This is a genomic window from Methylobacterium marchantiae (assembly GCF_042679825.1).
Classification (GTDB): domain Bacteria; phylum Pseudomonadota; class Alphaproteobacteria; order Rhizobiales; family Beijerinckiaceae; genus Methylobacterium; species Methylobacterium marchantiae.
On record NZ_JBHTND010000044.1, the window covers coordinates 1 to 24,980 of the forward strand.

Below are 24,980 nucleotides of genomic sequence, written 5' to 3' on the forward strand. Positions count from 1 at the left end.
GCCGAGGCCGAAGCCCGCTACTATGCCAAAGCCGAGGCTCAACCCTTGGCCGCCTGAACCCAAACCAAATGGTCTCCGGAAAACCCGGCGCGGTTCAGTCCTCTTCAAGACGATGGGTTTGATTGTACGACTGGCACCCCTCGGTGTACTCGGCGCCGTTGCCTATACGGTGGACCGTTACGGCGTCGGCTCGCTACAGCAACTCGTGTCGCTCGTCGCGCCGTTCTAAGTGGCAGTTTTCTTTTTCGTCGTGGTGGTACTCAACGATGTCATGGCGCTGGCCGGGCTCAACATTTTCAAAATCCTGGGCTACCTACGCGAGGAACTCACCATCGTCCTGGTGACCGCATCTCCCTCATCACGTCTAAAGGCGTGCATGGGGTGCCAGGCTCGGCTATCGTGATCTTGGCGGTGACTTTCAACGCAGTGCTTGGCATTCCTGCCATTGGTCTTGTCCTGGTCCTCTCGGTGGATTGGTTCGTCGGCATGGTCCACGCTGTTGGCAACCTCGTCGGCAGTTGTGTAGCGACCGTCGCGGTGACGGCCTGGGAGGGCGATCTCGACCGCGAATGGGCTCATCGGGTGCTGAACGGGGGGCAATCCAGCGACACAGCGTCCAACTGAAGCCGAGCAAACTCCTGCCTTGCGACGGTCCAGAGCCGTGTCGGCCTATATAGCAACCGGATTTAAAATAGGTGGGTGCTGCAAACCTGTCATGGCGTTACACGGCATCGTGGACGGCATTGTAAGGTTTCGTTAAGTTCGCGCGACCGCCTGCCACCGATTGCCGGGCGGCGAGTGCAGAGGCAGATCGGCGACACGCATCCGATCTCTCGGCATCAGCCTGGAGAGGGTCGATGACAGTTCAGAATTGTCGGTTTTCCGCAATCGTCTCGACGTTCGGCACGTTAGCGCTTGGCGCCGTGCTAATCAGCAGCATCGCTTCCGCCCAGGATGCGATGACCGCTCCAACCGGTCGGCCGTGGACTGATCCGCCCGACCGCCGGGCTCCATCCTCGCCCGTCGCCGGGCGTCACGAGAAAAAAGCGGAAGCTGCTCGAAGGGCTGATACGCCTGTGAATCTGGGGCAGGCCGCTCCGATCCAACGCGAAGCATCCACACCGGGCCGGTCCACGACGGTGAAACGGCCCGTGATAAGAAAGACAGTCGTACGCACGGTCGCCCAACGTGTCTCCCCGACGGAACGCCATGGCGTTCGTGCCCTCGCGGTCGCGTCATATCCCGTTCGGATCGCAAAGAACCGAAACTGGACAGTCCGCGCCTATCGGCCGACCTATTTCGAAACGCCTGGCTTTCGCTACGGCTATACCTCAGACGAAATTACAGCCTACCCTCGCCGGGACGATCGGTTCATAGATGCCCGGGCCGCTCGCTTACGTCAGGCGCGAGAGGCAGGTTATCTGGTCGTCCGCGCCGGTGATCTGCACCGCTTGCGCGGACGTTCTTTGGAAACCATCCATGATCCCGAAGATCAGGATGATGTCGAAGATTGATCACCCACGCCCGGTGGAGAGAACTCCTCAGGCATGTGTTAGCCCTTATCCGGCATTCGGCTGACAATGACTTAATATTGCAAAAAGCCTCCCCGGAAAGAACCGGCGAGGCTTGATATCACAGTGGTGAACTGAAGCTGAAAGCTAAATGGTGCATCCAGCATGATGCACAAGATCTTCGCATTGCAGCATCTTACGTACGAGACACAAAACCTGCTGTTCAGGACAAGGCTTCAGCGAAGACGGCCGGGACGAGCCGGCTCGAAAACGATGCGACGATGAAAGGCGCACCAGCTTTTGCCATCCGGCGCCGGAGCGCCGCAGCAAACAGCACGATCATTCGGCTCGCCTATAATGAACTTGCATACGAAAGCCCCCGACTGAGCGAAAGGGACGCGCAATTCAGCTGACGGCTCGGCAATAGCATCTGCCTCGCCGATCTGTGACAGGCGAACGAGTTGATTCATGTAAAACGTACTCGCAGGATCTACGTCTCTGGCGGGCAGCGCGCCCGATGGGACCTTGGATGGGTTTCGTCGTAGTACACGGTTCTTCAGACCCGAGCCTGAGCGATGTCGCCTCGGTTTCTCCCGATCCGTTCCGCAGCTTTTGAGGGCTTTGGTACGACGTTGTCTTGATGCCGTTGTATCTAGGGATATCTCAGCCTTAAACAAGTCCGAGTGCGCAAGCGTGCTGCAGCGCACAGAATTTGCCGCCTTTCATGCACGATGAGGGCAAAGCCCTCCTTTAAAGGCTAAAATCTTTCTTTTTAAGAAAGGCCAGCAAATCGAATCACTCTCTCCTGTGAGCGTGGTCGGCGGTGATTCGGGGCTGATGATCCTCGCCGATTCCGGCGACACTGCACAGGTTTGGAGGATTTGTAGCATGGCGCTCGCATGAGTGCTGACGCTGCCAGTCGCAATCGCTTTGCAAGAGGGGTGTTCTTCCCTCCGCTCCACATCTTTTCAGTTCGATGTCGGCTGTTTCGCCTTAAGTCACCGCCGTCATCTCGATCCACGATAAAAACAGCCCCCAAGCGCTCGCTCGCGCATGGGGGCTTGATCGTCTCTGGAAAACTCGGGTCGCATTCTCGAAGCGAATGCGACCGTGCATGTTTACTTGAGCAGCTTGACCAGGGCCTTACCGGCGGCGGTCTTCAACTCGGCAGCATCGAGAGTGCCATCGTTGTCCGGATCGGCTGCCTTGAAGCGGGATTCGACGAGAGCAAGGTACTCTTTCTTGTCGAGGGTGCCGTCCTTATCGGGATCCGCCTCCAAGATCGCCTTCTTGCCGCCACGACCCTTCAGCTCTTTGGCGTCGAGGGTGCCGTCCTTGTCACCTTCGAGCGCGTCGAACTTGGCACTCGCGACAGCCTGGACTTCCTTCAGATCGATCGTGCCGTCATTGTCGGTATCGATCATCGAGATCACCTTGTTCCCCTTTGCAGAGGCCGGCGAGGTGATGGCTACGGGAATGGCCAGGGCAGCGATGGCAAGGAAAAGAGGTAGTTTGGACCGGTCGATCATGCGTAAACCTCCTAGATTTAGTCAGCGAGGCGGATCTACCACAGGATTTTGCAGATGCGAAGGTGTCGTATTGCAGGACGGTACCCCATCGCCAGCCATACTGTGGATGACACGGCGCCTTGTGTGAGTTGGCCGCGTCCGTATGCACGCCTCCTGAGTATTTCGAACGACGCGTCTCTCCTGTGTGAAAGTGCAGTCTCGTAATGAGCGCAAGAGGAACCTACCTATCGACATGTTTCGTCCAGCAATCGACGCTTGCTTCCGCTTTCTGAAACGCTTCCGCTCATGGAGCCTCTGGAGACGCCGGAGCTCCTTGTTCATGGAATGCCAAACGGCTTTCGGAAGGTCGGACTGGCAGACAATTCTCACTCGGGCTCGCGATCCAGATCGTGTGAAGAACAGTCCTCCCCTCATGGCGATGTTTGTTCGTGCCGCGGGCGAGATGCGAGATGCCGAAGCGCTGAGATGGGCTGAAACTCATTGCCTGGCGGCTGGATGGCCCAACCGGGATCGCCATGCCGTAAGCCGCAAATTCCTACTGCTTGGCGAAAGCGCCGCGGCCTGGAGGATATTCACCGCCGATCCGTCGGTGAAGGCGGAACCAGGATTTGCACGTCAGGCCAGATCATTCCTCCCGCATACCAAAGATGTCGCCCTGCGATCGGAGATCATGGCGGCCCTGTCCAAGGCCGGCTACGTGTCCTCCGGTCCTGCCTCTGAGGCGATCACGACGATCACATTTCCGTGCCCGGAGTCGGGGCGGCGAGCACAGGGATCTGTCGAGATTCGGTCGAGCGAGCGCACGCCACCTCGTCATTCCGACGCGGTCATCCTCGACATCGAGAGCTTTGGAGGAAGAGCCGCACGTGCGAAACCACCCGAGGTCATCGAGTACCGTGACGTATTCGTGGATCGGAACGGTCAGATATGGCGTGAAGACGGCAGCGTCGTTGTCTCTAAGGGATTGCCTATCTCTGACCTGTCACGGGAAAAAACACCTGACATTGCCACCGGCTTCTTCGCCATCAAGGGCACTCGTGGCATCTATCACTGGTTGGTGGATCGCCTGCCGCTCTTCTCTTGGATGCTGGGAGACGGAGCGCCGGATGCGGCAATCCTTCTCAGCGACCAAGCCTCCTCTTTCGAGAAGGAGACGCTCCGGTTGGCCGGCCTACCTCATTTGGTCGTGGACGTCGGCGATGCGGTCTTCGTTCAGAGGCTATTGCTCGCCCGAAGCGGCATGCATGGCTTCGCCTACTGGGACCGTGTGGCGCCGGTCATCGAAAGGGTAAAGCAATCCGTGCGCATCATCGCCTTGCGGGAGAACGCGCTGGCACCTGAATCCCTCTATATCTCTCGCCGCGACTCCGACCGCCGCACTATGAGAAACGAGGCTGAGATCGAGGCGAAGATCATGGAGAAAGGGTATGGGAGCGCGATGCTCGGGAAGATGCCGCTGTGGCAGCAGATATTCACCGTATCGTCGGCTACACAGATCGTGGCTCCGCATGGCGCGGGTTTGGCACATATCGTGTTCGCTGAACCAGGAACACGTGTTACGGAAATTATACCAATCCAGGATGGGACATACCGTCTGCGTCTCAACTTTGCCCGTCTCAGCCTTGTGATGGGGCACCGCTATCGGGCCTGGCTGGAGCCTCATGTCGGCGCCATGAACAGTTGGGAGGTCGATGGTCCGGCCTTCCTCAATTTCCTCGACGAGAGAGCGAGCGACGCCTGCGATCGATCGCGGACGCCACGATAGGGCCCATTTCCCGCTACAGGTCGAGTCGATCACGTGTACCCTAAATGCCCGCGCCGCAGGCGCCTCGTCCTTCAGTCACTCCGAGACAGTGGGCCTTTAGTGAAGGCGCTCGGCAACGGCTGCGACGTCGGACCTTGCAGACGGGTTTGGGAGATGGGATATCGGCGTTGGCTCTTCGGTTAAGCCCTTGTCGATGCGTAGCTTCTCGATGCTAGTTATTGCCTCGTGACGTGGCGTCACATTGGATTCGAGCTGGGAGATCGGCATTGCAGGCTCGACCTGAAACACGCGCGGCGCGGCGTCGTGTCCCGGTCTCTGGGCGAGATGTTTCATGCTGATCATGGAGAACGTCTGGGTCAGATCACTACAGTCTCGGTCGCATGCCGTCCTGTGCGGCCTCACGGCGGTCCTGCCGACGAACCGGCGGCTCGGCGTATTGTGTGCCTCGAAGATTGAGCGCCGTGCCTTCAGTGACCTTCTATCGGGCGTACGACAGCCTGCCATCGGCAGATTGCGGCGTGAAGCGAATATCTCGAGTCCCGTCGGCCGCATGGCGGGAATCGTGTCGCATCATACGCTGAGACGTAACTGCGTGTTCGCTGCCAAGATGCATCAGATCGACCCGACCAGCCTGATCAAGTTCGTAGCGTTCGTCGCCAACATCGACGCTTTCATGGACGTTGAGTATCGGCATGTCCCGGCCGATATCGCGGTGGCTTTTCGATATGCGCTGTCCTACGGGTTGCCATACGATACCTATTTGGTCGACGGAGAAGTTGTTCCGCATACGGCCGAATTCGCCGATCGGTTCACCAGCGTGATCAAGCAACGCTTGATCAGGAGCGGGTTCATTGTCATATCGACCAACATCAACACTGTGCGAGAGTTTTGCGACGTAGTCGCGGTCGTTCAGAATGACAAGATTGTGCTTTACTCTAATGTCGATCGGGCTATTTACGAGTACAGGCGGCAGATCGATCAGAGCAAGCCTGACGTCGATGCTGCCGAAACATTGTTGATGCAGATTCGGCGTGCTCTGAAGATCGAAGATTGGCCGATGATTGCGGCCATCGCCACGTCCGAGATGCAAGACAACCCGGATAGCCCAACGGCGATCTGGCTTCATGGCGAACTCGCCCTGTCGCGAGGGGATCGCCGACGCGGCATCGAACTGATCATCCGCGCCTGCCAGTCGAAGCCGTCCTTCGACGAACCCTGGAAGGCATTGGCCCGCGTCGCCGAGGACGAGCAGGACGAGGAGAGACTCAAGCTTCTGGCATCGGTGCTAATGACCAATGGGCAGTGCCGGATCATGCGGATGGCTGCAAAGGTCATCGAGCAGACCGGTACAGACGAAGCGAGCATCGAAGCTTGGCGTCAGGTCGCCGCCGCGGCCCAATCGGATACGAATATCCTGATCGAGGCCGCCGACCGCCTGCTTCGCGCCGGTGCGGCCCGCGACGCTGCCCAGATCTTCGCGACCGCCTATGCGGCGGATCCGACGAATGGCCGCCTCCTGATATTGCTCTACCGCAGTGAGTTGGCCTTCGCCGACAATGAGCGATTGGCCGAGTTGACGGCTCTCATCGCGATCGTCTGCCCCGAAGAGAGCGACCGGGCTGTTCGCCTCGCGCAGCGCGCGCGTCGTACGGAACTGAGGCTGCTCGAAGAGGGTGGTTCGCGAGCCCTCCTCGACTCTGCGACGGAAGATACGGTCCCGGCCCAGATCCAGCGCGCGTTGAAGCTGCAGGATTTCGCTGCTCTGGGCAAAATTGCCGAGGCTGAACTTCAGCGTGAACCGGACAGTGCGACCGGCATCTGGCTCTTCGGTGAGGTCGCCCTCGCTGAGGGGGATCGTCAGCGCGGCGGGGAATTGATCCTGCGGGCATGTCAAGCGGGTGCCGAAATGGAGGAGCCCTGGAGGGCCCTCGGTCGTCTCGCTGAAGAAGAGAAGGATGAGGAACGGCTTAGCCATTACGTTTCCGTCCTGATGACGAATGGCCAGGGTCGTATCCGGCGCCTGGCGGCCAAGGCGATCGAGCCGACCGGCGATGAAGAATCGATCGTGGCGGCCTGGCGTGCCGTCGCCCATGTGGCCGACTCGGATGTCAGCTTGATGCTGGAGGCCGGAGAGCGACTTTTCCGCTACGGAGCCGCAAGTGAGGCGTCTCAGATCTTCGCGCACGCATTCCGTGCCGATCCCGGAAACGGACGCATCCTGATGTGGATTTATCGCAGCGAGCTAGTCTTCGCCGACGACGAGCGCATGCTGGCGCTGGCACGCCAGCTCAATGAGATATACCCGCAGGAGAACGATCGCGTGATCCGTCTCGCCATGCGTGCACGCAGGATCAGCCTTGGAAAGCAGATCAAGGACCAGGTGACGAACACTGCTGCACGCGGTGTGAGCGCCTGATGAAAGAAGCCGACCGCATTCTTTAGATGCAGCGATTATCTCTTCCTCTTGCGGAGACTCAGGCTTCTCTCACCCCGGGCTTGCTCCCCGGATTGAAGGTGAAGACTGCACCTGCCTGTTCCAAGACCTGACGGACCGCTTTCACCGTGTCTTGTCGTGGACGGATCCTGGCTTCTGGATCTTCCATTCGCACGATTGTCGACACCGATACGCTCGCGCGTCGCGCCAACTCGTCCTTCGACAGACCGGTCATCCCGCGCGCGGCCCGGACCTGGGCGGAGGTGAGGTCCTCGCCTCCGTCCGCGATGTCGCTCGCTGGCCCGCGTGTCTCGGTGCTCGACGAAGCCGCCTGAAAACGGCTCTGCCCCGGCACGCTCAGGCAAACGCCGACCCACTCTCTGACAGAACCGTCCCGGTTCATGATGGGGACGCCACGGGCGTTGAACCAGCGATAGATCCCGTCCACGCACAGGACGCGATAATCCGTGTTGTAGGCGGTGTCGTGGCTGAGCGCCGTGCGCCAGGCGAAGTTCGTGCGCTCCCTGTCGTCGGGATGCAACGCATTGATCCAGCCGACCCCTTGAAATTGCTCGCTACTCTGCCCGGTGAGGTCTTGCCAGAGCGGCATGTCGATCGACTTCCCATCGGGACTGACGATCCAGACCACTGCCGCCGTGGCCGAGAGCAGAGCCTTGAAGCGGTCGTGTCTTTGCTCCATCGAATGCTTGGCCTCGTAGCGGGCCGTGACATCCTCGACGATGCCGATCGCGTGGCCGGGAAGTCCGCCGGGTCCGAGGAGCACCTCTGCATGACTGGCGATCCAGCGCAGCGTCCGGTCGGGCCGGATGATGCGGAATTCCCGCTTGAGAGGTTTGCCCTCCCGCAGGAGCATGAGCATGTCCGTATGGGCGGCACGGTCGTCGGGATGCATCATCGCCTCGACGAAACCGAAGCTGAGCTCGATCGAGGGGGCGATGCCCAGGATCCGATGAAGCCCGTTCGATCCGTTGATCCCGAGCCCCTGCAGATCGGCCGACCAGAAGCCGACCTCCGCGGTGTCTTCCACGAGCTTGAGGAGGCGGCGAGACGGCAACCGGCGCGATGCGCCATCCGACCGTCCGGATGGAGACATCTGCGACCGTGTCGGCATGGCTCGGTTCTCCTCGGCTGCTACGCCGCCTAACATGAACGATTTTGATGCAGAATGTTCCGTATCAAAATGTCGGTGCGTGCTTTTCTGCGGCACTACAACCCGTTGGAATCCGGAAAGCGATACTTTCGGCAGCCATCCCGTTCAAAGTCCGCTGTGATGCCGTAAATTGCCGGCGTCGTGCCGTCTTTCTTGACCGTACCCGGCGTTCCGGCCGACTCATGTGGTCGGCAGGGGCCGATCCTGGCGATCGCCGCAACGGCGTTCTCTCCGTCCGGTTCACTGCCGGAAGCAATGCCGGCCGACATGGCGTGCAGGCGAACCTCGCGCCGGTGAGCCTCACCGACCCTGGATGGCCTCCGCTCGGTCGGTCTTCGATGGCGCGTCGGCCAGGGTGAGAAGTGTCTGGAGCAGGACGTCGGCGCCGGCAGTGCAGTCGCTCTGGGTCGCTGATTCCGCCTCGTTGTGACTGATCCCGTCACGGCAGGGCACGAAAATCATGGCGGTGGGAGCGAGAGCCGCGATGTTGCAGGCATCGTGGCCTGCGCCCGAGACCATGCGGCGGTGGCTGAGGCTCAATCCCCTGGTCGCCGCCTCGACCGCGCCGACCACCGCGGCGTCGAACGGCACCGGCTCTTTGCGCCAGATCCGGGTGAGGTCGATATCGAGTTTGCGCCGCTGGGCGATGCCGTCGATCTCTGCACGCAACTCGCTCTCGATGGCGTCGAGGGTCTCGCCCTTCGGGTCGCGCACGTCGAGGGTGAAGCGGATGCGACCGGGAATGACGTTGCGGGACGGCGCGCCGATCACCGCCTCGCCGATGGTCGCCACCGCAGTGGGACCGTGGGCATGAGCGATCCGCTCGACGGCCAGCGCGATCTCGGCGAGGCCGTTGAGGGCGTCGCGCCGGCGCGGCATCGGCGTCGTGCCGGCATGGCTCTCGAAGCCGGTCACCGCGCCGTCGAACCAGGCGATGCCCTGCCCGCCCTCGACCACGCCGATGGTAGTCTGCTCAGCCTCCAGGATCGGGCCCTGCTCGATATGCAGCTCGACGAAGGCGCCGATCCGTCTCTGTCCCACCGGCTCGGTCCCGAGATAGCCGATCCTCTCGAGCGCCTGTGCCACGCTGATGCCGGCGGCGTCTTCACGGGAATGGATGTCCGCCAGCGTGAACTCGCCGGCATAGGCGGCGGAGGCCATCATCGCGGGGGCGTAGCGCGAGCCTTCCTCATTGGTCCAGTTGACGAGGAGCAGCGGCGCATCGGTCTCGATGCCGGCATCGTTCAGGGCACGCATGGCCTCCAGCCCCGCGAGGGTTCCGAGGATGCCGTCGAACTTGCCTCCTGTCGGCTGCGTATCGAGATGCGACCCACACGCGATGGGCGCGCGGCTCATGTCGCGCCCGCGCCGAAGGGCGAACTGGGTGCCGAGCGCGTCCACGCTCACCTCAAGTCCTGCCGCCTCGCAGGCATCCCGGAACCAGTCCCGAACCTGCCTGTCCTCCTCCGACAGGGTCAGCCGGTTGATCCCGCCGGCCGGGGTCGCGCCGAACTTCGCGGTTTCCATGATCGTGGACCACAGGCGCGATCCGTCGACGCGGAGATTGTGGGTCGTGCTCATGGGCGTGTCCGTTGCTTCATCGGTCCGGAGTCACCCCCCTCTCGCGGCACCGTCCGCGGCGGAGGTGATTCGAGAATCCGGCGGGGGAATGAGAGATCGATTTTCGATGTTCCAGATCTTCGGGTTCGTTCGCCGGCATCGACGTCGAACGAACCCGTACGGGCCGCAGTCTTTTCGAGGAGGAAAGCAGCGCACATACCTTCACCCCCGCGCGCAAAAATGCGCCGGGGGCATGGCCCAAGAAACCCGACCCGAGAAACTCGACCCAAGTAGCAGCACCAGAGGGGGACGCGGGACGCCGCGGAACCCATTGAGCGCTAGAATTGTTTGCCAGTCCCCCGGCGTCCCGTCAGGCTCCGGCGTTCCCGCCGGGGCCTGTTTCGCGTCGCGGTGTCTCCAGCGGTCCTCGCGTTGCGTCGCGCCACAGGTGGTCGTGTGCATCCCGACCCGGCTGACCGAACGGACTTTGCCCCGCACGCCCTCTCGTATTGGAGGGGCCGCAAACCTCATCTCGGCAGCCCAGACGGGGTCAGTGGCGGGGCATTTAACTCCCGACCTACCATGCCCTCATCCGAGCCCCAGACTATCGAGCCGCCGCCCGGGGCGATGGTGACCGACACCACCGACGCGGGCACCGCCCCACCGCCCCTCCGGCCCACCCGGTCGGTCACCGGGCGAGCCCCCTTCGCTGGGCGGCAGGTGTGGGGATATAGGCATGAAATAGGAATTTTATCAAGATCTATCTCGACAGTCGGGCCGGTCGATGACGTGTCTCGTCCTCATGTCACTTCGAGTTCCGATCGCTGTTCCCGGAAACCACCCGCCGCCTCGTCGCTCTTCCAGCAGGCGGCGCGATGGCCGGGGCCGGCCTCGACCACCGGTGGATCGCCCACACGGCAGCGATCCTCGGCGAGGAAGCAGCGGGGGGCGAACGGGCAGCCCGGCGGGCGGTTGGCCAGATCGGGCGGGCTGCCGGGGATGGTCTGGAGCCGCGAGCCCTTGGCGAGCGCCCCATCGGCGCGGCTGCGGAGGAGGCCGATCGTGTAGGGATGATGCGGGTTCAGCACCACCTGCCGGGCCGAACCCTCTTCCACGATGCGGCCGGCATACATCACCGCGATCCGGTCGGCGACCTCGACGGCGGCACCGAGATCGTGGGTGACGAAGATCGTCGACAGCCCCAATTCCGCCTGCAGGTCGCGCAGGAGCAGCAGGATCTGGATCTGCACGGTGGCATCGAGGGCCGTGGTCGGTTCGTCGGCGAGGAGGACCTTCGGGTTGCAGGCGAGCGCCAGCGCGATCATCGCGCGCTGGCGCATGCCCCCCGACATCTCGTGCGGATAGGCGTCGAGCCGCCGCTCCGGGCTCGGGATGCGCACGCGCTCGAACTGTTCGAGCGCGCGGGCGCGCGCCTCGGTGGCTCCGATCTTCTCGTGCTGGCGGATCGCCTCGGTGATCTGGCGGCCCACCGTATAGACCGGGTCGAGGGCCAGGAGCGGCTCTTGGAAGATCATCGCCACTTCGCGGCCGCGCAGAGTCGTCAATTCGCGCTTGCCCATCGCCATGACGTCGCGGCCGGCGACGACGATGCGGCCTTCGATCGCGGTCTTGCGCTCTGGGTTGAGGCGCATGATCGCGCGCAGGGTCACGCTCTTGCCCGAGCCCGACTCGCCGATGAGCGCGATGGCCTGGCCGCGGCCGAGGGTGAGATCGACGCGATCGACCGCGCGGACCTTGCCGCCGAAGGTGACGGAAAGCCCTTGGATGGCGACGGCGGGTTCGGGGACGGGCGTCATCGTGTCGGTCATGCCGCCACCGCCTGCCCGGCCGATGCTGCAGGTGCTGCCGAATGGCCCGAGCCCGGCTGGCGCGCGAGGCAGGCCACACGGTGCCCCTCGGCGAAGCCGTAGAGTGGCGGCACGGTCTCCCGGCAGACATCCTCCACGAGCCCGCAACGCGGGTTGAAACGGCAGCCCGGCGGCGGATCGATGGGGTTGGGCGGATCGCCGGCCAAGGGCGCCACCGTCGTGCGATTGTCCGGATCCATCGAAGGCATCGAGGAGAGCAGCGCCTTGGTATAAGGGTGGGCTGGCGAGGCGAGAACGGTATCGGCGGGGCCGATCTCCACCACCTGGCCGAGATACATCACCGCCACCCGGTCGCAGATGAAACGCACCACGTTGAGGTCGTGGCTGATGAACAGGTAGGTGAGGTTGAACTCCTGCTTCAGGTCCATGAGCAGGTTCAGCACCTGCGCCTCCACCGACTTGTCCAGAGCCGAGACGGCCTCGTCGAGGACGACGAGGCGCGGCTCCAGGGCCAGGGCGCGGGCGATGTTGACGCGCTGGCGCTGCCCGCCCGAGAGTTCGTGCGGATAGCGGGCGGCGAAGCGCGCCGGTTCCAGGCCGACGCGGGCGAGCAGGCTTCGCGCCCGCTCGATGGCCTCGCGCTTCGGCACGCCATGGACCCGAGGTCCGAAGGCGATGGAGCCTTCGATGCTCATGCGCGGATTGAGCGACGAATAGCTGTCCTGAAACACCATCTGAGCCTGGGCGCGGAACTCGCGCAACGGGAGCGCCCGGCTCCCGATGCGCTCGCCGTCGAACAGCATCTCACCCTTGTCGTGCTGGGTCAGGCCCATGATGAGGCGGGCGGTGCTGGACTTTCCGCAGCCGGATTCGCCGACGACCCCCAGCGTCTCGCCCTTGCGGATATCGAGATCGACGCCGTCGACGGCACGGACCACCGCCTTCTTGCCGCCCAGGCCCTTCTTGACCGGGAAGTGCTTGACGAGGCCGCTCACGGTGAGGAGCGGCTGTCCGGGGCCGCCGCGATCCTCGAACCTGGGTACGGGCTTCTCGATCATGCCTTCACTTCCATGGCCGAGCGCAGGCCGTCCGAGAACAGATTGAACGAGATCGAGACGATGAAGATCGCGAGCCCCGGAAGCGCCGCCACCATCGGGTTCACGTAGATCGCGGTACGCAGGGTGTTGAGCATCAGGCCCCATTCGGGCTCGGGCGGCTTCACCCCGAGGCCGAGGAAGGACAGGCCCGATGCGAGGATCATCGACACGCTGATGAGGCTGGTGGAATAGACGAAGATCGGACCCAGCACGTTGCCGAGCACCTGCGCGCGCAGGATCGTCAGGGTCGACGCCCCCGAGAGCCGGGCGGCGTCGACATAATCGCGCGAGCGGATCTGCGTCGTCACGCTTTCGGCCACACGGGCGATCTGAGGCGTGAACACGCAGGTCAGCGAGACGATGGAGTTGAACACGCCGGCCCCCAGCGCGCCCGAGAGCGCGATCGCCAGGAGCACCGAGGGGAAGGCGAAGAACACGTCGATCGTGCGCATGAGCACGGTGTTGACCCAGCCGCCGACATAGCCGGCGAGGATGCCGATGCCCGAGCCGAGGACGAAGGCGAGGATGACCGGCGTGACGCCGATGAACAGGGACAGGCGCCCACCCACCATCAGGCGGCTCAGCATGTCGCGGCCGAGTTCGTCCGAGCCGAGGATGTAGGTGGCGTCGCCCACCGGCTTCAGGCGCCGCAGCATCGATCCGCGATACGGGTCCATCGGCGTGATCCAGGGCGACAGCAGCGCGATGGCGACGATGGCGAGGATCACGAAGGCGGCCGTCATCGCCACGGGATCGCGCAGGAGCTTGGCGAGAACGTTGCCCCAGAATCCCCGCGAGGCGACGAAGGCGTCCGGCGCGGCGGAGACCGGTGGCGCCCCCCCGGCGATGTCGATGGCCGATGCGGCCGGGCTGGTTCCGAGCGCCATCAGCCCCTCTCGATGCGCGGGTCGAGCGCCGTCTGCACGACGTCGACGATGAGGTTGAGAGCGACGAAGAACATCGCCAGAACGAGGATGGCGCCCTGCAGCAGCGGCAGGTCGCGTTGGAAGATCGCGGCGTTGAGCAGGAAGCCGGTGCCGGGCCAGGCGAACACCGTCTCGATCAGGATCGAGCCGCCGAGCAGGTAGCCGAGCTGCAGGCCCATGATGGCGAGAGCGGTGGGGGCCGCGTTCTTCACCACGTGTTTGAACACGCCGAATTCGGAGAGGCCTTTCGCCCTGAGCGCACCGACGAAATCCTGGGAGAGGATGTCGCCCACCAGCGCCCGGACGGTCCGCGCGATGACGCCCATCGGGATCACCGACATCGTGATGGCGGGCAGGATGATGTAGCGCAGGTGCTCGAGGTCCGGCCGCCAGTTGCCGGAGCCGTCGGGGCCGGCTCCGGTGGAGGGCAGCCAGCCGAGCTGCGCCGAGAACACGATCACCAGGACCATGCCGAGCCAGTAATGCGGCACGCTGACCCCGAAGACCGAGACCGCGGACGCCGCCCGGTCGAGAACGGAATCGCGGAAGTAGCCGGCGACGAAGCCGAACAGGCAGCCGAAGGTGAAGCCGATCAGGGTCGCGACGGAGGCCAGGATCAGGCTGTTGACCACGGCGCGCCCGACCTCGCTGAGGACCGGCCGGCCGGTGGCTATGGAGGTGCCGAGATCGCCGTGCAGCACCTTCCAGAGCCAGATCAGGTACTGGACCGGCATCGGCTTGTCGTAGCCGTAGGTCGTCCGCATGGCGTCGATGGTCTCCTGGGTCGCGTCCACGGGCAGGACGGCGCTCAGGGGGTCGCCGGGCGCCAGATGCACCAGCAGGAAGCAGACGATGCTCACGCCCAGCGCCACGGGGGTGACGGTGAGCAGGCGTTGGAGGATGAAACTCAGCATGGTGCTGCCCGCCGGAGGTACCCTCCCCCCGCAGAGGGGGGAGGGACTGTGCACTCTGCGACCCGGTTTTCCATCACTTGCCGACCGTGATGGGCGAGAAGTCCTGGAACCAGTTCTGTGCCTGGACGAAGCCCTTCACCTTGGTGCTCATGGCACGCGGGTTGGTGTCGTGGGCGACCATGAGGAACAGCGCCTCGTTGACGTATTTCTCGTGGATCTTCTCCAGCACCTTGGTCTGTTCGGTCTTGTCGAAGGCATTGCGCGCCTCGTCGAACAGCTTGTCCATCTCCGGGTCGCAATAGGCGCCCCAATTGGTGCCGTTCGGCGCGGCGAGGTTACACTGCGCGTGCCGGACGAAGCCCGTGAACGGATCCTGGATGAAGTAGGAGAAGTTCAGGCCGGTGGCCTTGCGCGCCGATTCCGCCTTGGCGCCGCCTCGCCACAGGTTGATGAGCGTGTTCCATTCCACCACCTCGAAATCGATCTTGATGCCGACTTCGGCGAGGTTCTGCTGAATGAACTCGTTCATCGGTAGGGGCTGCATCTGGCCCGAGCCCGAGGGCGAGATCAGGATCTTGGTCACGAGGGGCTTGTTCGGGCCGTATCCCGCCTCGGCGAGAAGCTTCTTGGCCGCTTCGGGATCGTAGGTCGGCTTGAAGGTCGGGTGGCCGAACCATTGGTGGCCGGGCGGCATGAAGCCCTGCGCCGGGATCATCAGGCCGCCGAGCAGCTCCTTCATGCCCTCGCGGTCGACGGCGAGGTTGGCGGCCTTGCGGATGCGGATGTCGTTCCAGGGCGAGCCCTCGATCCGCGACAGGTGCCAGGTCCAGTTGTGCGGATAGGCATTGGTGACGATGGAGAAGCCCGCCCCCTTGAGCGACGCGACGGCGTCCGGCGGGGGCGCTTCGATCCAGTCGACCTGGCCGGAGCGCAGGGCGGCGACGCGCGCATTGGCTTCGGGCAGCGGCACCAGCACCAGCTTGTCGAGCTTGGGCACCCGCGCCTTGTCCCAGTACTCGGCGTTGGGCGCCAGCTCGGCGCGCTCGCGCGGGGCGAACAGGGTCAGCTTCCACGGGCCGGTTCCCGACGGGGTCTTGGCGAAGGCGTCCCAGCTCTTGCCGACCTTCTCCCATTGGGCCGGCGAGGAGATCATGATCCAGGCGATCTGATAGGGCAGCGTCGCGTCCGCCGCCTTGGTGGTGATCTCGACCGTCATCGGATCGATCACGCGGTAGCTCGCCACGCCGGGGATGCGCGAGCGTCCCTGCGCCGATTGGCGCGGGTCGAATTGCGGGGCGTCGTTCTTGAGGAGCTTGTCGAGGTTCCACACCACCGCCTCGGCGGTGAAGGGAGAACCGTCATGGAAGGTCACGCCCGGCCGGAGCTTGAAGATCCACTTGGTCTTGTCGTTGGCATCGACCTCCCAGGAGGTGGCGAGACCGGGGGAGAGGTCGGAGGGCTTGGTCGCGCTCGACAGGTCCCAGTTGATGAGCCCGTCATAGACCGTGTAGCCCATGAAGCGCATGCCCTCGCCGCCATTGTCGGCCTGACCGGTGGTGAGCGGGATGTCCGACGCGGTCATTCCGATCCGCAGCGTTCCTTGCGCCCAGGCCGCCGGTACCATGCTGCCGGTGACCAGCGCCGCGGCTACGAGCCCCACGCGAAGATGTTCTGCCAAGCCTCTCATCGTGTTGCGCTTTTCCTCGATTGTCACCGCGGCCGGCCGATTGCGGGCGGCGAATCTGGTATGCAAGGCGCCGGCCAAACGTCGTGATCCGGCGCCGCGTCCGGCAAGAATCGGCTGCGATCCCCCCTCGGCTCGCCCGGAGGCCGATCCTCGTCGGTGACTGCATGCCGACGCTGCGCGATGCGCGCGGGCCACGGGTTCCATGCTCTGGCGAACCGCCTTAAACCGCGTGTCTCCGGGCATGCCGCCCGGCGGATCGCGTCGCGATGCCCCTCCCCCCGACCCGAATGGGCAGTGTCACATCCGACGGCCTCCGGCGCGGGCGCGTGGCCGGCTTCCTGATGGGGCGTGGTTCCCTCTCCGCGCCGGGATCGAATCTCGCGCGTCTGCCGATCGCCCTCGATCCGCGCGGGCTGAGCATCGTGGAGGGAATCCGGGCAGCCTGCGCCTTCGGCACCGTCATCCTCCTCCATGAATTCGTGGCCTGGCCGCCGCTCCTGATCATGGCGCTCGCCGCCAACCTCACCTGCTTTGCCGATATCGGCGGCCCGATGCGCTCGCGCCTCATGGTGCTCGCGGTGTTCTCGGTGCTCGGCGGCGTGCTCTGGAGCCTGTTCGGCCTGCTTCAGCCATACGGCCCGGCCCTTGTCGTCCCGGTCGCCACCTCCGTCATCTTCTGCTGCACCTATGCCCGGGTCTGGGGCGTTCAGGAGCAGACCGCCGGGAACGTCCTCGTCCTCGTCCTGGCCTTTGCCCTCGACCGTCCGCTCACCGGCGGCGAGGCCGCCGTCGCGGGGCTGATGGTGCTGGCCGGCGGCCTCTGGGCGACGGTGCTGGCGCTCGCCCTATGGCGGCTCAACCCCTACCGCCCGACGCAGAGGGCCGTGGCGGAAGTCTGGCGCCGGCTCGCGCTGCTCAGCGGCGATCTCGAAGACCTCGCGGCCTCGGACGGGGCCGATGCGGCCGGGTTCGACGATCATGCCCGCGCCCATCGGCGCGGCGTGCGCGAGGCGATCGAACTCGCCCGCAGCCTGATCGTCGACCTCGCCCGCAGCCGCGAGCGTGTCTCCGACCGCACCGCCCAGGCCCTGATCCGGCTGGAGACCGCCGAGCAGGCCTTCGCCGCGCTCATCGCCCTGTCCGACCGGATCGAGGCCGACCGCAACCCCAACCGCCAGGTCCGGACGCGGCGGTTGCTGCGGCGCCTGAGGCCGCTCCTCCTCGTCGTCGCACGGGCGATCCGTGACGACACGGCCCTCGACCTCCCGCGCATCGAGCGCTCGATCGAGCGGGCCGGACGCGGCTTCTCCTCCGACCCGGCGCTCAGGGCCTTGGCCGAACGCATCCTCGACCGCGTGCGCATCGGGGCCAAGCTCTCGACGCCGGAAGGATATCGTCCCGGCGGAACCCTGCTGGGGAGTGCCAGCCTGCCTCTGCGCCAGCGGCTGCTCGGCCCCTTGAGGGCGAATTTCACCCTCGCCTCGCCGAACCTGCGGCACGCGATCCGCGCGAGCGTCGTTACCGCGCCGGTCCTCGGCGTCACCCTGCTCTGGCCGGGACCGTTCACTCACTGGCTCACCATCACGGTGGTGCTGACGATGCAGCCCTTCTACGCCGCTACCTGGCAGCGGGCCCTGGAGCGGATCGGCGGCACGGTGCTCGGCGGCCTGATCGGCGCCCTGCTCGCCAGTGTCGCCACCACGACCCTGGCGCTGGCGGCCCTGATCTTTCCCCTGAGCATCATCGGCTTCGCCGCGCGGCAGGTGAGCTACGGCTTCTTCATCGCTTGCCTGACACCCCTCGTGGTGCTGCTGGTGGAGGTGATGGAGCCCGGCCATGCCTCGTGGGAAGTGGCGGGCATGCGCGCGCTCTTCACGCTCCTCGGCGGCCTCATCGCGGTCGCGAGCAGTCTGTTGCTGTGGCCGGTCTGGGAGCCGGATCAGGTCCGCCTCGAACTCGGGAAGGCGGTGAAGGCACATGCCGATTTCGCCCGCACCGTGCTCTCGAATTGGGCGGAAGCCGAGCGGAGCGGGGCCGCAGAACAGGCGGCGCGAGCCAGTGGCCTCGCCCTCAACACCCTGGAGGCCGCCCTCTCGCGAGCACTCCAGCAGCCCCGCGCCGGACGCCACCCGCAGGTCGAGACCGCCATGGTCGCCGATGCGACCCTGCGCCGGATCGGCGCGCGCCTGTCGGCCCTGCGCTATGCCGCCGAGCCCAGGAGCGCTGCCGGGACTGTGCTCGAGAGTGATGCCGGTGACGGGGCCGAGGCGTGCCGCGCCTGGATCTCATGGATCACCGCCACCCTCGCCAGCCTCGCCGAGGACGGCAGCGCCCTCCCCGCCCATCCCGACCTGCCTCGCCCCGACAGTCTCGTCCGTCTCGTCACCCAGGTCGAATTGCTGACCGAGACGCTGCGGCCCTCGCCGGTGCGCGAGGACGTGCGGCCTGCTACGCCCGAACCTCTCGCCGGGACGGCCGGACGCTAGGTTTTTCCTCGGGCTAGGGGCTAAAGAGTGCGGGCGTCTCGCGCTTCCGTTCTCAGGCTGGACCGATCCTTGGAAGACCTCCTCCACCGCTGGCTTCAGGCGACCGGGTCGATCCGGGCCGATGTGCTGGCTCTGCTCGGCATCGCTCTCGCCCTTCTCGTCACGGTCCATGTCCTGCTGCGCAAGCGCGAGATCGGCACCGCCATCGGCTGGATCGGCCTCGCCTGGCTGTCGCCGATCTTCGGGACGATCCTCTATGCGATCTTCGGCGTGAATCGCGTCTCCCGCCGGGCCCGGCAGCTGCGGGTGCGGCCGTCGCAACAGCCGGGCTCCCCCATCATCCCGGACGCCACCGTTCCGGAGGATCTCCGGCCCCTGGACCGCGCCGTCCGGCGGATCACGCAACTCGTCCTCCTCGGCGGGAACGCGATCGGCACATTGCGCAATGGCGACGAGGCCTATCCGGCGATGCTGGCGGCGATCGCGGGCGCGCGAAGCAGCGTCGCCCTGTCGAGCTACATCTTCCGCAACGACACCACCGGGACGCGCTTCTTCGAGGCGATTCTCGCCGCCAAGACCCGAGGCGTCGAGGTGAGGGTGCTCATCGACGGGATCGGCAGCGGCTACTTCTTTCCGGCGATGGCGCGGCGCCTGCGCCGGGCCGGGGTTCCGGTAGGGCTGTTCATGCATTCCGCCCTGCCCTGGCGCATGCCCTTTCTGAATCTCCGCACCCACAAGAAGATCCTCATCGTCGACGGGCGGATCGCCTTCACCGGCGGCATCAACATCGCCGACGAGAACCTCGTGGCGACCTCGCCGCCCGACCCCGTGCGCGACAGCCATTTCCGCATCGAGGGGCCGGTGGTGGAGCAGCTGTCCCAGGCCTTCGCCAGCGACTGGGCCTTCGTGATGGGCGAGGAGCTCGACGGCGAGCGCTGGTTCCCGCAGCTCAACGCTGCCGGGGAGATCGAGGCCCGCGTCGTCACTTCCGGGCCGGATGCGGATATCGAGAAGATCGAGTTCGCGGTGATGTCGGCGATCACCTGCGCGCAGCACAGCATCCGCCTCGTCACGCCCTATTTCCTGCCGAGCGAGATCCTGTCCACGACGCTGGCGCTCGCCGCGACGCGAGGCGTTCGCGTGGACGTCATCATCCCGCGGGCGAGCAACCACAGCTACGTGGACTGGGCGACGCGGGCGCATGTGGCACCCCTGCTCGAGAGCGGCGTGCGGATCTGGCTCGACGAGCCGCCCTTTGATCATTCGAAGCTGCTCGTCGTCGATGGCGAATGGAGCTTCGTCGGCAGCGCCAACTGGGACATGCGCAGCTTTCGCCTGAACTTCGAACTCAACGTCGAGGTCTACGATTCCGCCTTCGCGGCCAGGCTCGACGCCTTCATGCGGACCAAGATGGAGGCGCGCCTCACGTCCGAAGATCTGGCGCGGCGGCCCCTTCCCGTCCGGCTGCGCGACGCAGCCGTGCGACTAATGCTGCCATACCTCTGACGTCGCGCCCGGTCGTTCGAACCGGGGCGGGGGCGAGGTGCACGACGATCGGACGATGGTCCGAGGCACCACGCGGCAGCACCGTGCGGCCGAGGCAGGCGAGGCCGCGTACGAGGCAGCGATCGATCCGCAGGGGCACCAGATCGACCATGGCATGGGTCGGGATGCGCGGCCCGGCATCGCGAAAGCCCGGCAGCAAGGCCGGGCCGACGAGGTTGTAATCGCCGATCACCGCCGCACGTGCCGGCAGGCTCTGCTCGATCCGCCGCAACTGGCGCCGGTTGAGCACCTGACCATGCGAGAGATGGACGTTGGCGACGCCGAAATCACCCATGTCGAGGATCTGACAGACCCGGTCGACCAGAGCACCCGAGGGGAGCGTGATGACGCTCGGGGGAGCCGCCCAGGGATGCGGGCTCCACATGGCCAGACCGTGGATGCGTCCGGGCAGGGGAGCCCAGGCATAGTGACCGCCGAGACGGTCCTCGATCGACGCGATCTCTTTCGTCGCCTCCTGCATGAGCAGGAGATCGGGCTGCTCGCGCTCGATCAGTTCGACGATGCTGTCGACCTTGGCGCCCGTGCGTCGGAGCAGGTTCCAGCTCACGATCTTGCGGAAGCGGCTGCGGTCGGGGGCGCTCAGGGCGCGAAGATCGGCGCAACGGGCGGAATCGGAGACGGCGTAGCGGCGGTCGTTCAGCATGCGGCCCCAGGGGAGCAGCCCGTGTCTTTCGAATGGCACCCGCCCGCCTCCCGCTTTCGCTCGCCGCCGCGTCACAACGCGCCTCGTGGTCTCGGCGTTTCTCGTCGCCTCGAGGTTTATTGCCGCTTCAGCGCTTCTTCAGCGCTTCTTGCCGAGTTCGGCCGCGATGTCCTTGACCATATGGCCCGCCTTGCGGTGGGCGGAGATCAATTGATCGCGGGTGACGCCCCAGCGCTTCATCCAATGCTCGACGGCCTTCCGTTCGGACAGGTCGAGCCTGTCCTTGTCGATGAAACCGCGCTTGTCCTTGAGGCCTGCCATGTGTCCCGTCTACCTTGAGCGGCATCCCCGGCGATGCGCGATTGCACACGGTTCTTACCGCATCTGTCGGTGAGGTGGCGACTGCGAGGGGCTTCGAACACGGGGGAACGCGGGTCGTTACCCCGTCATTCCGGACATGACTTCGGCGATCCGGAATGACGGGATGGGTGCCGAAGCCGGCTTTGACTTTCGCGGTGTCGGCGGGCCCGGCCATGCCGGGCTCCGCTTCAGTCGAGGGCCGCCGCTTCGCGAGTGGTCACCGGGCGAGGCCGGTTGACGGCGACGGTATCGCCCGTGCGGGTGATCTCGATGGCATCGGCCGTCGCGCCGAACTCCTGCGGGGTCGAGAGCGTGACGCTCTGGCCGGAGGCCAGGACGGTCTCGAACCGCACGGCGCGGCCCCTCTCGGTGCGGGCCAGGGTCACGACGACCCGGTAGCCCTTGGGCTCGGCGGTGTAATAGGCCACGCCTGAGAGTTCGCCGAGGCTGACGCTGCCGCCGTCGAGGGGCTTGATCGTCTCGGCCGAGGCCGTGCCCGTAAGGGTGACGACGGTGAGGGCCGCAGCGGTGATGAAGGAACGGACGGTCATGATGTCAGGTCTCGCTTGGTGTGCAAGGACCGTGTCGCCCTTGCTTCTGAAGCGAATATGCTGTGCGATGCATCATGGATCAAACAGATGTAATCGATAATGACTATTGATCATGTCGATCTTGCGCGTATCGATCTGAATCTCCTCGTGGCCCTCGACGCCTTGCTGGCGGAACGCAGCGTCACCCGTGCCGCCGCCCGGATCGGGATCGGCCAATCGGCCATGAGCAGCAGCCTCGCGCGGTTGCGCGCCACCTTCGGCGACGAACTCCTCACCCGTGCGCCCGAGGGGATGCGCGCCACGCCCCGTGCCCTGGCGCTGACCGAACCCGTCCGCACCCTTTTGCGCCAGATCCAGTCCCTGGTCCGGCGCGATGAGGCCTTCGATCCGCGCAGCGTGACGCGGACCTTCACCATCGGCCTGCCCGATTCCACCGAGGTCCTGCTCGGGCCGCGCCTTCTCGCCTATCTGCGCCGGCACGCGCCGGGGATCAGCCTGCTCCTGCGCTCCATCGACCGGATCCGCATCCTGCAGGAGCTCGACGCCGACCGGGTCGATCTCGGCATCGGCACGTTCAGCCACGGCCAGACCCATCACAAGCAGCGTCTGCTCTACCGCGACCGCTACGTCTGCCTGTTCAACGCCGACCTCATCGGCGTGACGCCGCCGATCTCACTCGAGGATTACCTGCGCTTTCCCCACGTGCTCACGAGCCTGAAGGAGACGGCGCATGGGGTGGTGGACGATGCGCTCGCCCTCCTCGGTCTGCGACGCGACCTGGCGGTGACGACGCCGCGCTTCCTCGCCGTGCCCTTCCTGGTGCGCAGCGCACCCGTGCTGACTACCATGCAGGAGCGTCTCGCCACCCTGTTTGCCGGAACCCTCGGCCTCGCCGTCAGCCCGGCGCCGGTCGCCCTCGACGAGGTGGCGATCTCGATGCTGTGGCACGCCTCCTACGACGACGACCCGGCCCACCGCTGGCTGCGCCAGACGCTTCTCGCCCTTGCCGACGATGAAGTGCAGGCGGCCTGAGGCGCCTCGATATTCACCCGGCCGACACCGCTTCGGGAGCGGATATCCTGCCCCCGGTGATCAAAAACTTGCCAATGCGCGCGGGCGCATGCTTTGGGGTGGCCATCATGAGCCGCTCCACAGGGGCGGGGCTCCGGGAAAGAGACCGCATGGGTTTGGTAGCAGGAGGGGCAGCCGACGTCCTCGGAGGCTTCGGCGCGTGGCGCATGTGGTGGATGCTGGCCAAGAACGACGTGATCCGTCGGTACCGGCGGTCGCGCGTCGGCCAGTTGTGGCTGACCCTCAGCATGGCGGTGATGATCTTCGGCATGGGCGCGATCTATGCGTCGCTGTTCGGCACGTCCATGGCCAACTATCTGCCGCATCTCGGTACCGGCCTCGTGCTCTGGGGCCTGATTTCCCAGACGATCATCGAAAGCTGCTCGAGTTTCACGGAGAATGACAGCATCATTCGCCAAGTCGCGCTGCCGCGCTTTACCTATCTGCTGCGCACCATCGCTCGAAATCTTTTCGTTTTCGCCCATAACTTGATCATTCTGCCGATCCTGTTCCTTGTCACCGGCTCGCCGATAGACTGGCATATCCTGCTGTTCGTGCCCGGGCTGCTGCTCGTGCTCTTGAATCTTGCCTGGATCGGCTACCTTCTCGCGATCCTTTCGGCGCGGTTCCGCGACATTCCGCAGATCGTCGCGAGCATCGTGCAGGTCGCGTTCTTCGTCTCGCCGGTCGTGTTCAAGCCGTCGCAATTGCGGGTCGACCATCCCGTGCTCATCCTGAACCCCTTCGCCAGCATGCTGGACGTGATGCGCGAGCCCTTGCTCGGTCATCTGCCGAGCGCGACGTCCTATCTCATCCTGCTCGGCCTGCTGGTCGTCGGGTGGCTCGTCGCCCTGGCGTTTTCAGGAAAATACTCTCACCGCGTCGTGTATTGGCTCTGAGGGCACCATGGCTCATATCGTCCTGGACAAGGCGAGCGTCGAACTCGCTGTCTACAATTCCCGCGGCCGTGCCCTGAAGAGCGAGATCCTGCGGCGCACGGTCGGCGGCGGCCTGCAGAACGACCGCGACAGCAGCATCCAAGTGGTCAAGGCGCTGAACGAGGTCAGTTTCGTAGCGCATAACGGCGACCGGATCGGGCTCGTAGGCGGCAACGGCGCCGGCAAGACGACGCTTCTCAGGGTGCTCAGCCGCGTCTATCCGCCGACATCGGGCCTGGTCTCGATCGACGGGCGCATCTCGTCCCTGATCGACCTCTCCATGGGCATGGACGGCGATGCCACGGGCTACGACAATATCGAGATGCGCAGTATCATGCTCGGGCTCAACCACAAGCAGGCCCAGGCGATCGTCCCCGACGTCGAGGAATTCAGCCAGCTCGGCGAGTTCCTGTCCCTTCCGATCCGTACCTATTCCAGCGGCATGATGCTGAGGCTGGCCTTCGCCGTCAGCACGGCCGTCCATCCCGACATCCTGATTCTCGACGAAGTGATCGGTGTCGGCGACGCCGCCTTCGCGGAACGCGCCGAGCAGCGTCTGCACGGCATGATTCAGAAGGCGAGCATCATGTTCCTCGCCTCGCACGACAACGCCTCGATCAAGCGCTTCTGCAACCGGACACTCTGGATGAAGGGCGGCACGCTGATGATGGACGGAGCGCCGGACGAGGTTCTGGCGGCTTACGCGGCGGATGAGCGAGTATGAGAGTCTGAAACTCGCTCTCGGGAAAAATCAGCTGCAGCCATGCGATGAACATGAGCTCGCTGAGACTGGGTATAAGTACAAACTCGTCATCTGCAGCCAAACTTTCACTCAGACCACTAGATGTCGTTTCCAAGGAGGTTGTCCTTGGTCAGTCTGCTGATGGGTGGGTGTCCGCCGAGGGCTGAGTGGGGTCTGCGGCTGTTGTAGTCGCAGAGCCA

The 24,980-nt window shown here is 64.9% G+C and carries 21 protein-coding genes and 1 pseudogene; 9 read left to right on the forward strand and 13 right to left on the reverse strand.

Annotated elements, in window-relative coordinates; translation table 11 throughout:
- Positions 1–94 precede the first annotated feature (94 nt).
- Together ACFQ4G_RS20390 and ACFQ4G_RS20395 are read left to right on the forward strand one after the other, a co-directional pair.
- A pseudogene (locus ACFQ4G_RS20390) lies at positions 95–624 on the forward strand (cation:dicarboxylate symporter family transporter); the annotation flags it as partial.
- Between the two features lie 233 nt (positions 625–857).
- A complete protein-coding gene (locus tag ACFQ4G_RS20395) occupies positions 858–1,514 on the forward strand; it encodes a hypothetical protein (RefSeq protein ID WP_238209271.1) in 657 nt (218 codons plus the stop codon).
- Positions 1,515–1,747: 233 nt separating this feature from the next.
- Here the strand turns inward: ACFQ4G_RS20395 and ACFQ4G_RS20400 are convergent, their stop codons facing one another.
- Positions 1,748–1,981: a GcrA family cell cycle regulator gene (locus tag ACFQ4G_RS20400; protein WP_238209272.1), complete on the reverse strand. Its 234-nt coding sequence runs from the start codon at positions 1,979–1,981 to the stop codon at positions 1,748–1,750.
- Between the two features lie 648 nt (positions 1,982–2,629).
- Positions 2,630–3,040 (reverse strand): EF-hand domain-containing protein, encoded by a 411-nt coding sequence (locus ACFQ4G_RS20405; RefSeq protein ID WP_238209273.1) that lies wholly within the window; start codon positions 3,038–3,040, stop codon positions 2,630–2,632.
- Positions 3,041–3,452: 412 nt separating this feature from the next.
- On the opposite strand from ACFQ4G_RS20405, the gene ACFQ4G_RS20410 reads away from it, so the two are divergent.
- Positions 3,453–4,805 carry a glycosyltransferase family 61 protein gene (locus ACFQ4G_RS20410; RefSeq protein WP_238209274.1) on the forward strand — a complete coding sequence of 451 codons (1,353 nt, stop codon included), beginning with the start codon at positions 3,453–3,455 and terminating at the stop codon, positions 4,803–4,805.
- Positions 4,806–5,136: 331 nt separating this feature from the next.
- Entirely contained in the window at positions 5,137–7,221 is a 2,085-nt protein-coding gene (locus ACFQ4G_RS20415) for a hypothetical protein (protein WP_238209275.1), read from the forward strand.
- Between the two features lie 58 nt (positions 7,222–7,279).
- Here the strand turns inward: ACFQ4G_RS20415 and ACFQ4G_RS20420 are convergent, their stop codons facing one another.
- The 8 genes from ACFQ4G_RS20420 to ACFQ4G_RS20455 form a co-directional block, all read right to left on the reverse strand.
- Positions 7,280–8,371, reverse strand: a complete 1,092-nt coding sequence (locus tag ACFQ4G_RS20420) for a PAS domain-containing protein (RefSeq protein ID WP_238209276.1) — start codon at positions 8,369–8,371, stop codon at positions 7,280–7,282.
- A gap of 95 nt (positions 8,372–8,466) precedes the next feature.
- Complete coding sequence (locus ACFQ4G_RS20425; RefSeq protein WP_238209277.1) at positions 8,467–8,679, reverse strand: hypothetical protein; 213 nt, start codon at positions 8,677–8,679, stop codon at positions 8,467–8,469.
- 31 nt (positions 8,680–8,710) lie between these two features.
- A complete protein-coding gene (locus ACFQ4G_RS20430) occupies positions 8,711–9,991 on the reverse strand; it encodes a Zn-dependent hydrolase (RefSeq protein ID WP_238209278.1) in 1,281 nt (426 codons plus the stop codon).
- 779 nt (positions 9,992–10,770) lie between these two features.
- The gene (locus ACFQ4G_RS20435) at positions 10,771–11,799 is read right to left on the reverse strand and encodes an ABC transporter ATP-binding protein (RefSeq protein WP_238209318.1); all 1,029 of its coding nucleotides are present in this window, start codon (positions 11,797–11,799) and stop codon (positions 10,771–10,773) included.
- Positions 11,796–12,857: an ABC transporter ATP-binding protein gene (locus ACFQ4G_RS20440; protein ID WP_238209317.1), complete on the reverse strand. Its 1,062-nt coding sequence runs from the start codon at positions 12,855–12,857 to the stop codon at positions 11,796–11,798. Before ACFQ4G_RS20440 ends, ACFQ4G_RS20435 begins: the two co-directional genes overlap by 4 nt.
- Positions 12,854–13,783 (reverse strand): ABC transporter permease, encoded by a 930-nt coding sequence (locus tag ACFQ4G_RS20445; RefSeq protein WP_238209316.1) that lies wholly within the window; start codon positions 13,781–13,783, stop codon positions 12,854–12,856. Before ACFQ4G_RS20445 ends, ACFQ4G_RS20440 begins: the two co-directional genes overlap by 4 nt.
- Positions 13,783–14,736, reverse strand: a complete 954-nt coding sequence (locus ACFQ4G_RS20450; protein WP_238209315.1) for an ABC transporter permease — start codon at positions 14,734–14,736, stop codon at positions 13,783–13,785. Before ACFQ4G_RS20450 ends, ACFQ4G_RS20445 begins: the two co-directional genes overlap by 1 nt.
- Positions 14,737–14,809: 73 nt before the next feature.
- The gene (locus tag ACFQ4G_RS20455; protein WP_238209319.1) at positions 14,810–16,360 is read right to left on the reverse strand and encodes an ABC transporter substrate-binding protein; all 1,551 of its coding nucleotides are present in this window, start codon (positions 16,358–16,360) and stop codon (positions 14,810–14,812) included.
- A 350-nt stretch (positions 16,361–16,710) separates the two neighbouring features.
- Here ACFQ4G_RS20455 and ACFQ4G_RS20460 point away from each other — a divergent pair, with 350 nt between their 5' ends.
- Together ACFQ4G_RS20460 and ACFQ4G_RS20465 are read left to right on the forward strand one after the other, a co-directional pair.
- The gene (locus ACFQ4G_RS20460; RefSeq protein WP_238209314.1) at positions 16,711–18,909 is read left to right on the forward strand and encodes an FUSC family protein; all 2,199 of its coding nucleotides are present in this window, start codon (positions 16,711–16,713) and stop codon (positions 18,907–18,909) included.
- A gap of 69 nt (positions 18,910–18,978) precedes the next feature.
- The gene (locus ACFQ4G_RS20465; RefSeq protein WP_238209313.1) at positions 18,979–20,415 is read left to right on the forward strand and encodes a phospholipase D-like domain-containing protein; all 1,437 of its coding nucleotides are present in this window, start codon (positions 18,979–18,981) and stop codon (positions 20,413–20,415) included.
- On the opposite strand, the gene ACFQ4G_RS20470 is transcribed toward ACFQ4G_RS20465, so the two are convergent.
- The 3 genes from ACFQ4G_RS20470 to ACFQ4G_RS20480 form a co-directional block, all read right to left on the reverse strand.
- Complete coding sequence (locus ACFQ4G_RS20470) at positions 20,333–21,157, reverse strand: endonuclease/exonuclease/phosphatase family protein (RefSeq protein WP_238209312.1); 825 nt, start codon at positions 21,155–21,157, stop codon at positions 20,333–20,335. The two genes, ACFQ4G_RS20465 and ACFQ4G_RS20470, sit on opposite strands and share 83 nt — an antisense overlap.
- Before the next feature lie 99 nt (positions 21,158–21,256).
- Complete coding sequence (locus tag ACFQ4G_RS20475) at positions 21,257–21,439, reverse strand: DUF3606 domain-containing protein (protein WP_238209311.1); 183 nt, start codon at positions 21,437–21,439, stop codon at positions 21,257–21,259.
- A gap of 227 nt (positions 21,440–21,666) precedes the next feature.
- Positions 21,667–22,029: a hypothetical protein gene (locus ACFQ4G_RS20480; RefSeq protein WP_238209310.1), complete on the reverse strand. Its 363-nt coding sequence runs from the start codon at positions 22,027–22,029 to the stop codon at positions 21,667–21,669.
- A gap of 99 nt (positions 22,030–22,128) precedes the next feature.
- On the opposite strand from ACFQ4G_RS20480, the gene ACFQ4G_RS20485 reads away from it, so the two are divergent.
- The 3 genes from ACFQ4G_RS20485 to ACFQ4G_RS20495 are packed head-to-tail and all read left to right on the forward strand — an operon-like array spanning position 22,129 to position 24,762.
- Positions 22,129–23,061, forward strand: coding sequence for a LysR family transcriptional regulator (locus ACFQ4G_RS20485; protein WP_238209309.1), 933 nt, complete (start codon positions 22,129–22,131; stop codon positions 23,059–23,061).
- Positions 23,062–23,117: 56 nt separating this feature from the next.
- Positions 23,118–23,999: an ABC transporter permease gene (locus tag ACFQ4G_RS20490; RefSeq protein WP_238209308.1), complete on the forward strand. Its 882-nt coding sequence runs from the start codon at positions 23,118–23,120 to the stop codon at positions 23,997–23,999.
- 7 nt (positions 24,000–24,006) lie between these two features.
- On the forward strand, positions 24,007–24,762 hold the full coding sequence (locus ACFQ4G_RS20495) for an ABC transporter ATP-binding protein (protein WP_238209307.1): 756 nt from the start codon (positions 24,007–24,009) through the stop codon (positions 24,760–24,762).
- Positions 24,763–24,980 lie beyond the last annotated feature (218 nt).

Bases quoted from the DNA above. Each gene is read 5' to 3' on its own strand.
- ACFQ4G_RS20395 (WP_238209271.1), top strand. From the start codon at position 858: ATGACAGTTCAGAATTGTCGGTTTTCCGCAATCGTCTCGACGTTCGGC.
- ACFQ4G_RS20410 (WP_238209274.1), top strand. From the start codon at position 3,453: ATGGCGATGTTTGTTCGTGCCGCGGGCGAGATGCGAGATGCCGAAGCG.
- ACFQ4G_RS20400 (WP_238209272.1), bottom strand. From the start codon at position 1,981: ATGAATCAACTCGTTCGCCTGTCACAGATCGGCGAGGCAGATGCTATT.
- ACFQ4G_RS20415 (WP_238209275.1), top strand. From the start codon at position 5,137: ATGCTGATCATGGAGAACGTCTGGGTCAGATCACTACAGTCTCGGTCG.
- ACFQ4G_RS20420 (WP_238209276.1), bottom strand. From the start codon at position 8,371: ATGCCGACACGGTCGCAGATGTCTCCATCCGGACGGTCGGATGGCGCA.
- ACFQ4G_RS20425 (WP_238209277.1), bottom strand. From the start codon at position 8,679: ATGTCGGCCGGCATTGCTTCCGGCAGTGAACCGGACGGAGAGAACGCC.
- ACFQ4G_RS20445 (WP_238209316.1), bottom strand. From the start codon at position 13,783: ATGGCGCTCGGAACCAGCCCGGCCGCATCGGCCATCGACATCGCCGGG.
- ACFQ4G_RS20440 (WP_238209317.1), bottom strand. From the start codon at position 12,857: ATGATCGAGAAGCCCGTACCCAGGTTCGAGGATCGCGGCGGCCCCGGA.
- ACFQ4G_RS20430 (WP_238209278.1), bottom strand. From the start codon at position 9,991: ATGAGCACGACCCACAATCTCCGCGTCGACGGATCGCGCCTGTGGTCC.
- ACFQ4G_RS20435 (WP_238209318.1), bottom strand. From the start codon at position 11,799: ATGACCGACACGATGACGCCCGTCCCCGAACCCGCCGTCGCCATCCAA.
- ACFQ4G_RS20480 (WP_238209310.1), bottom strand. From the start codon at position 22,029: ATGACCGTCCGTTCCTTCATCACCGCTGCGGCCCTCACCGTCGTCACC.
- ACFQ4G_RS20485 (WP_238209309.1), top strand. From the start codon at position 22,129: ATGACTATTGATCATGTCGATCTTGCGCGTATCGATCTGAATCTCCTC.
- ACFQ4G_RS20405 (WP_238209273.1), bottom strand. From the start codon at position 3,040: ATGATCGACCGGTCCAAACTACCTCTTTTCCTTGCCATCGCTGCCCTG.
- ACFQ4G_RS20455 (WP_238209319.1), bottom strand. From the start codon at position 16,360: ATGGTACCGGCGGCCTGGGCGCAAGGAACGCTGCGGATCGGAATGACC.
- ACFQ4G_RS20495 (WP_238209307.1), top strand. From the start codon at position 24,007: ATGGCTCATATCGTCCTGGACAAGGCGAGCGTCGAACTCGCTGTCTAC.
- ACFQ4G_RS20475 (WP_238209311.1), bottom strand. From the start codon at position 21,439: ATGGCAGGCCTCAAGGACAAGCGCGGTTTCATCGACAAGGACAGGCTC.
- ACFQ4G_RS20460 (WP_238209314.1), top strand. From the start codon at position 16,711: ATGGGCAGTGTCACATCCGACGGCCTCCGGCGCGGGCGCGTGGCCGGC.
- ACFQ4G_RS20450 (WP_238209315.1), bottom strand. From the start codon at position 14,736: ATGCTGAGTTTCATCCTCCAACGCCTGCTCACCGTCACCCCCGTGGCG.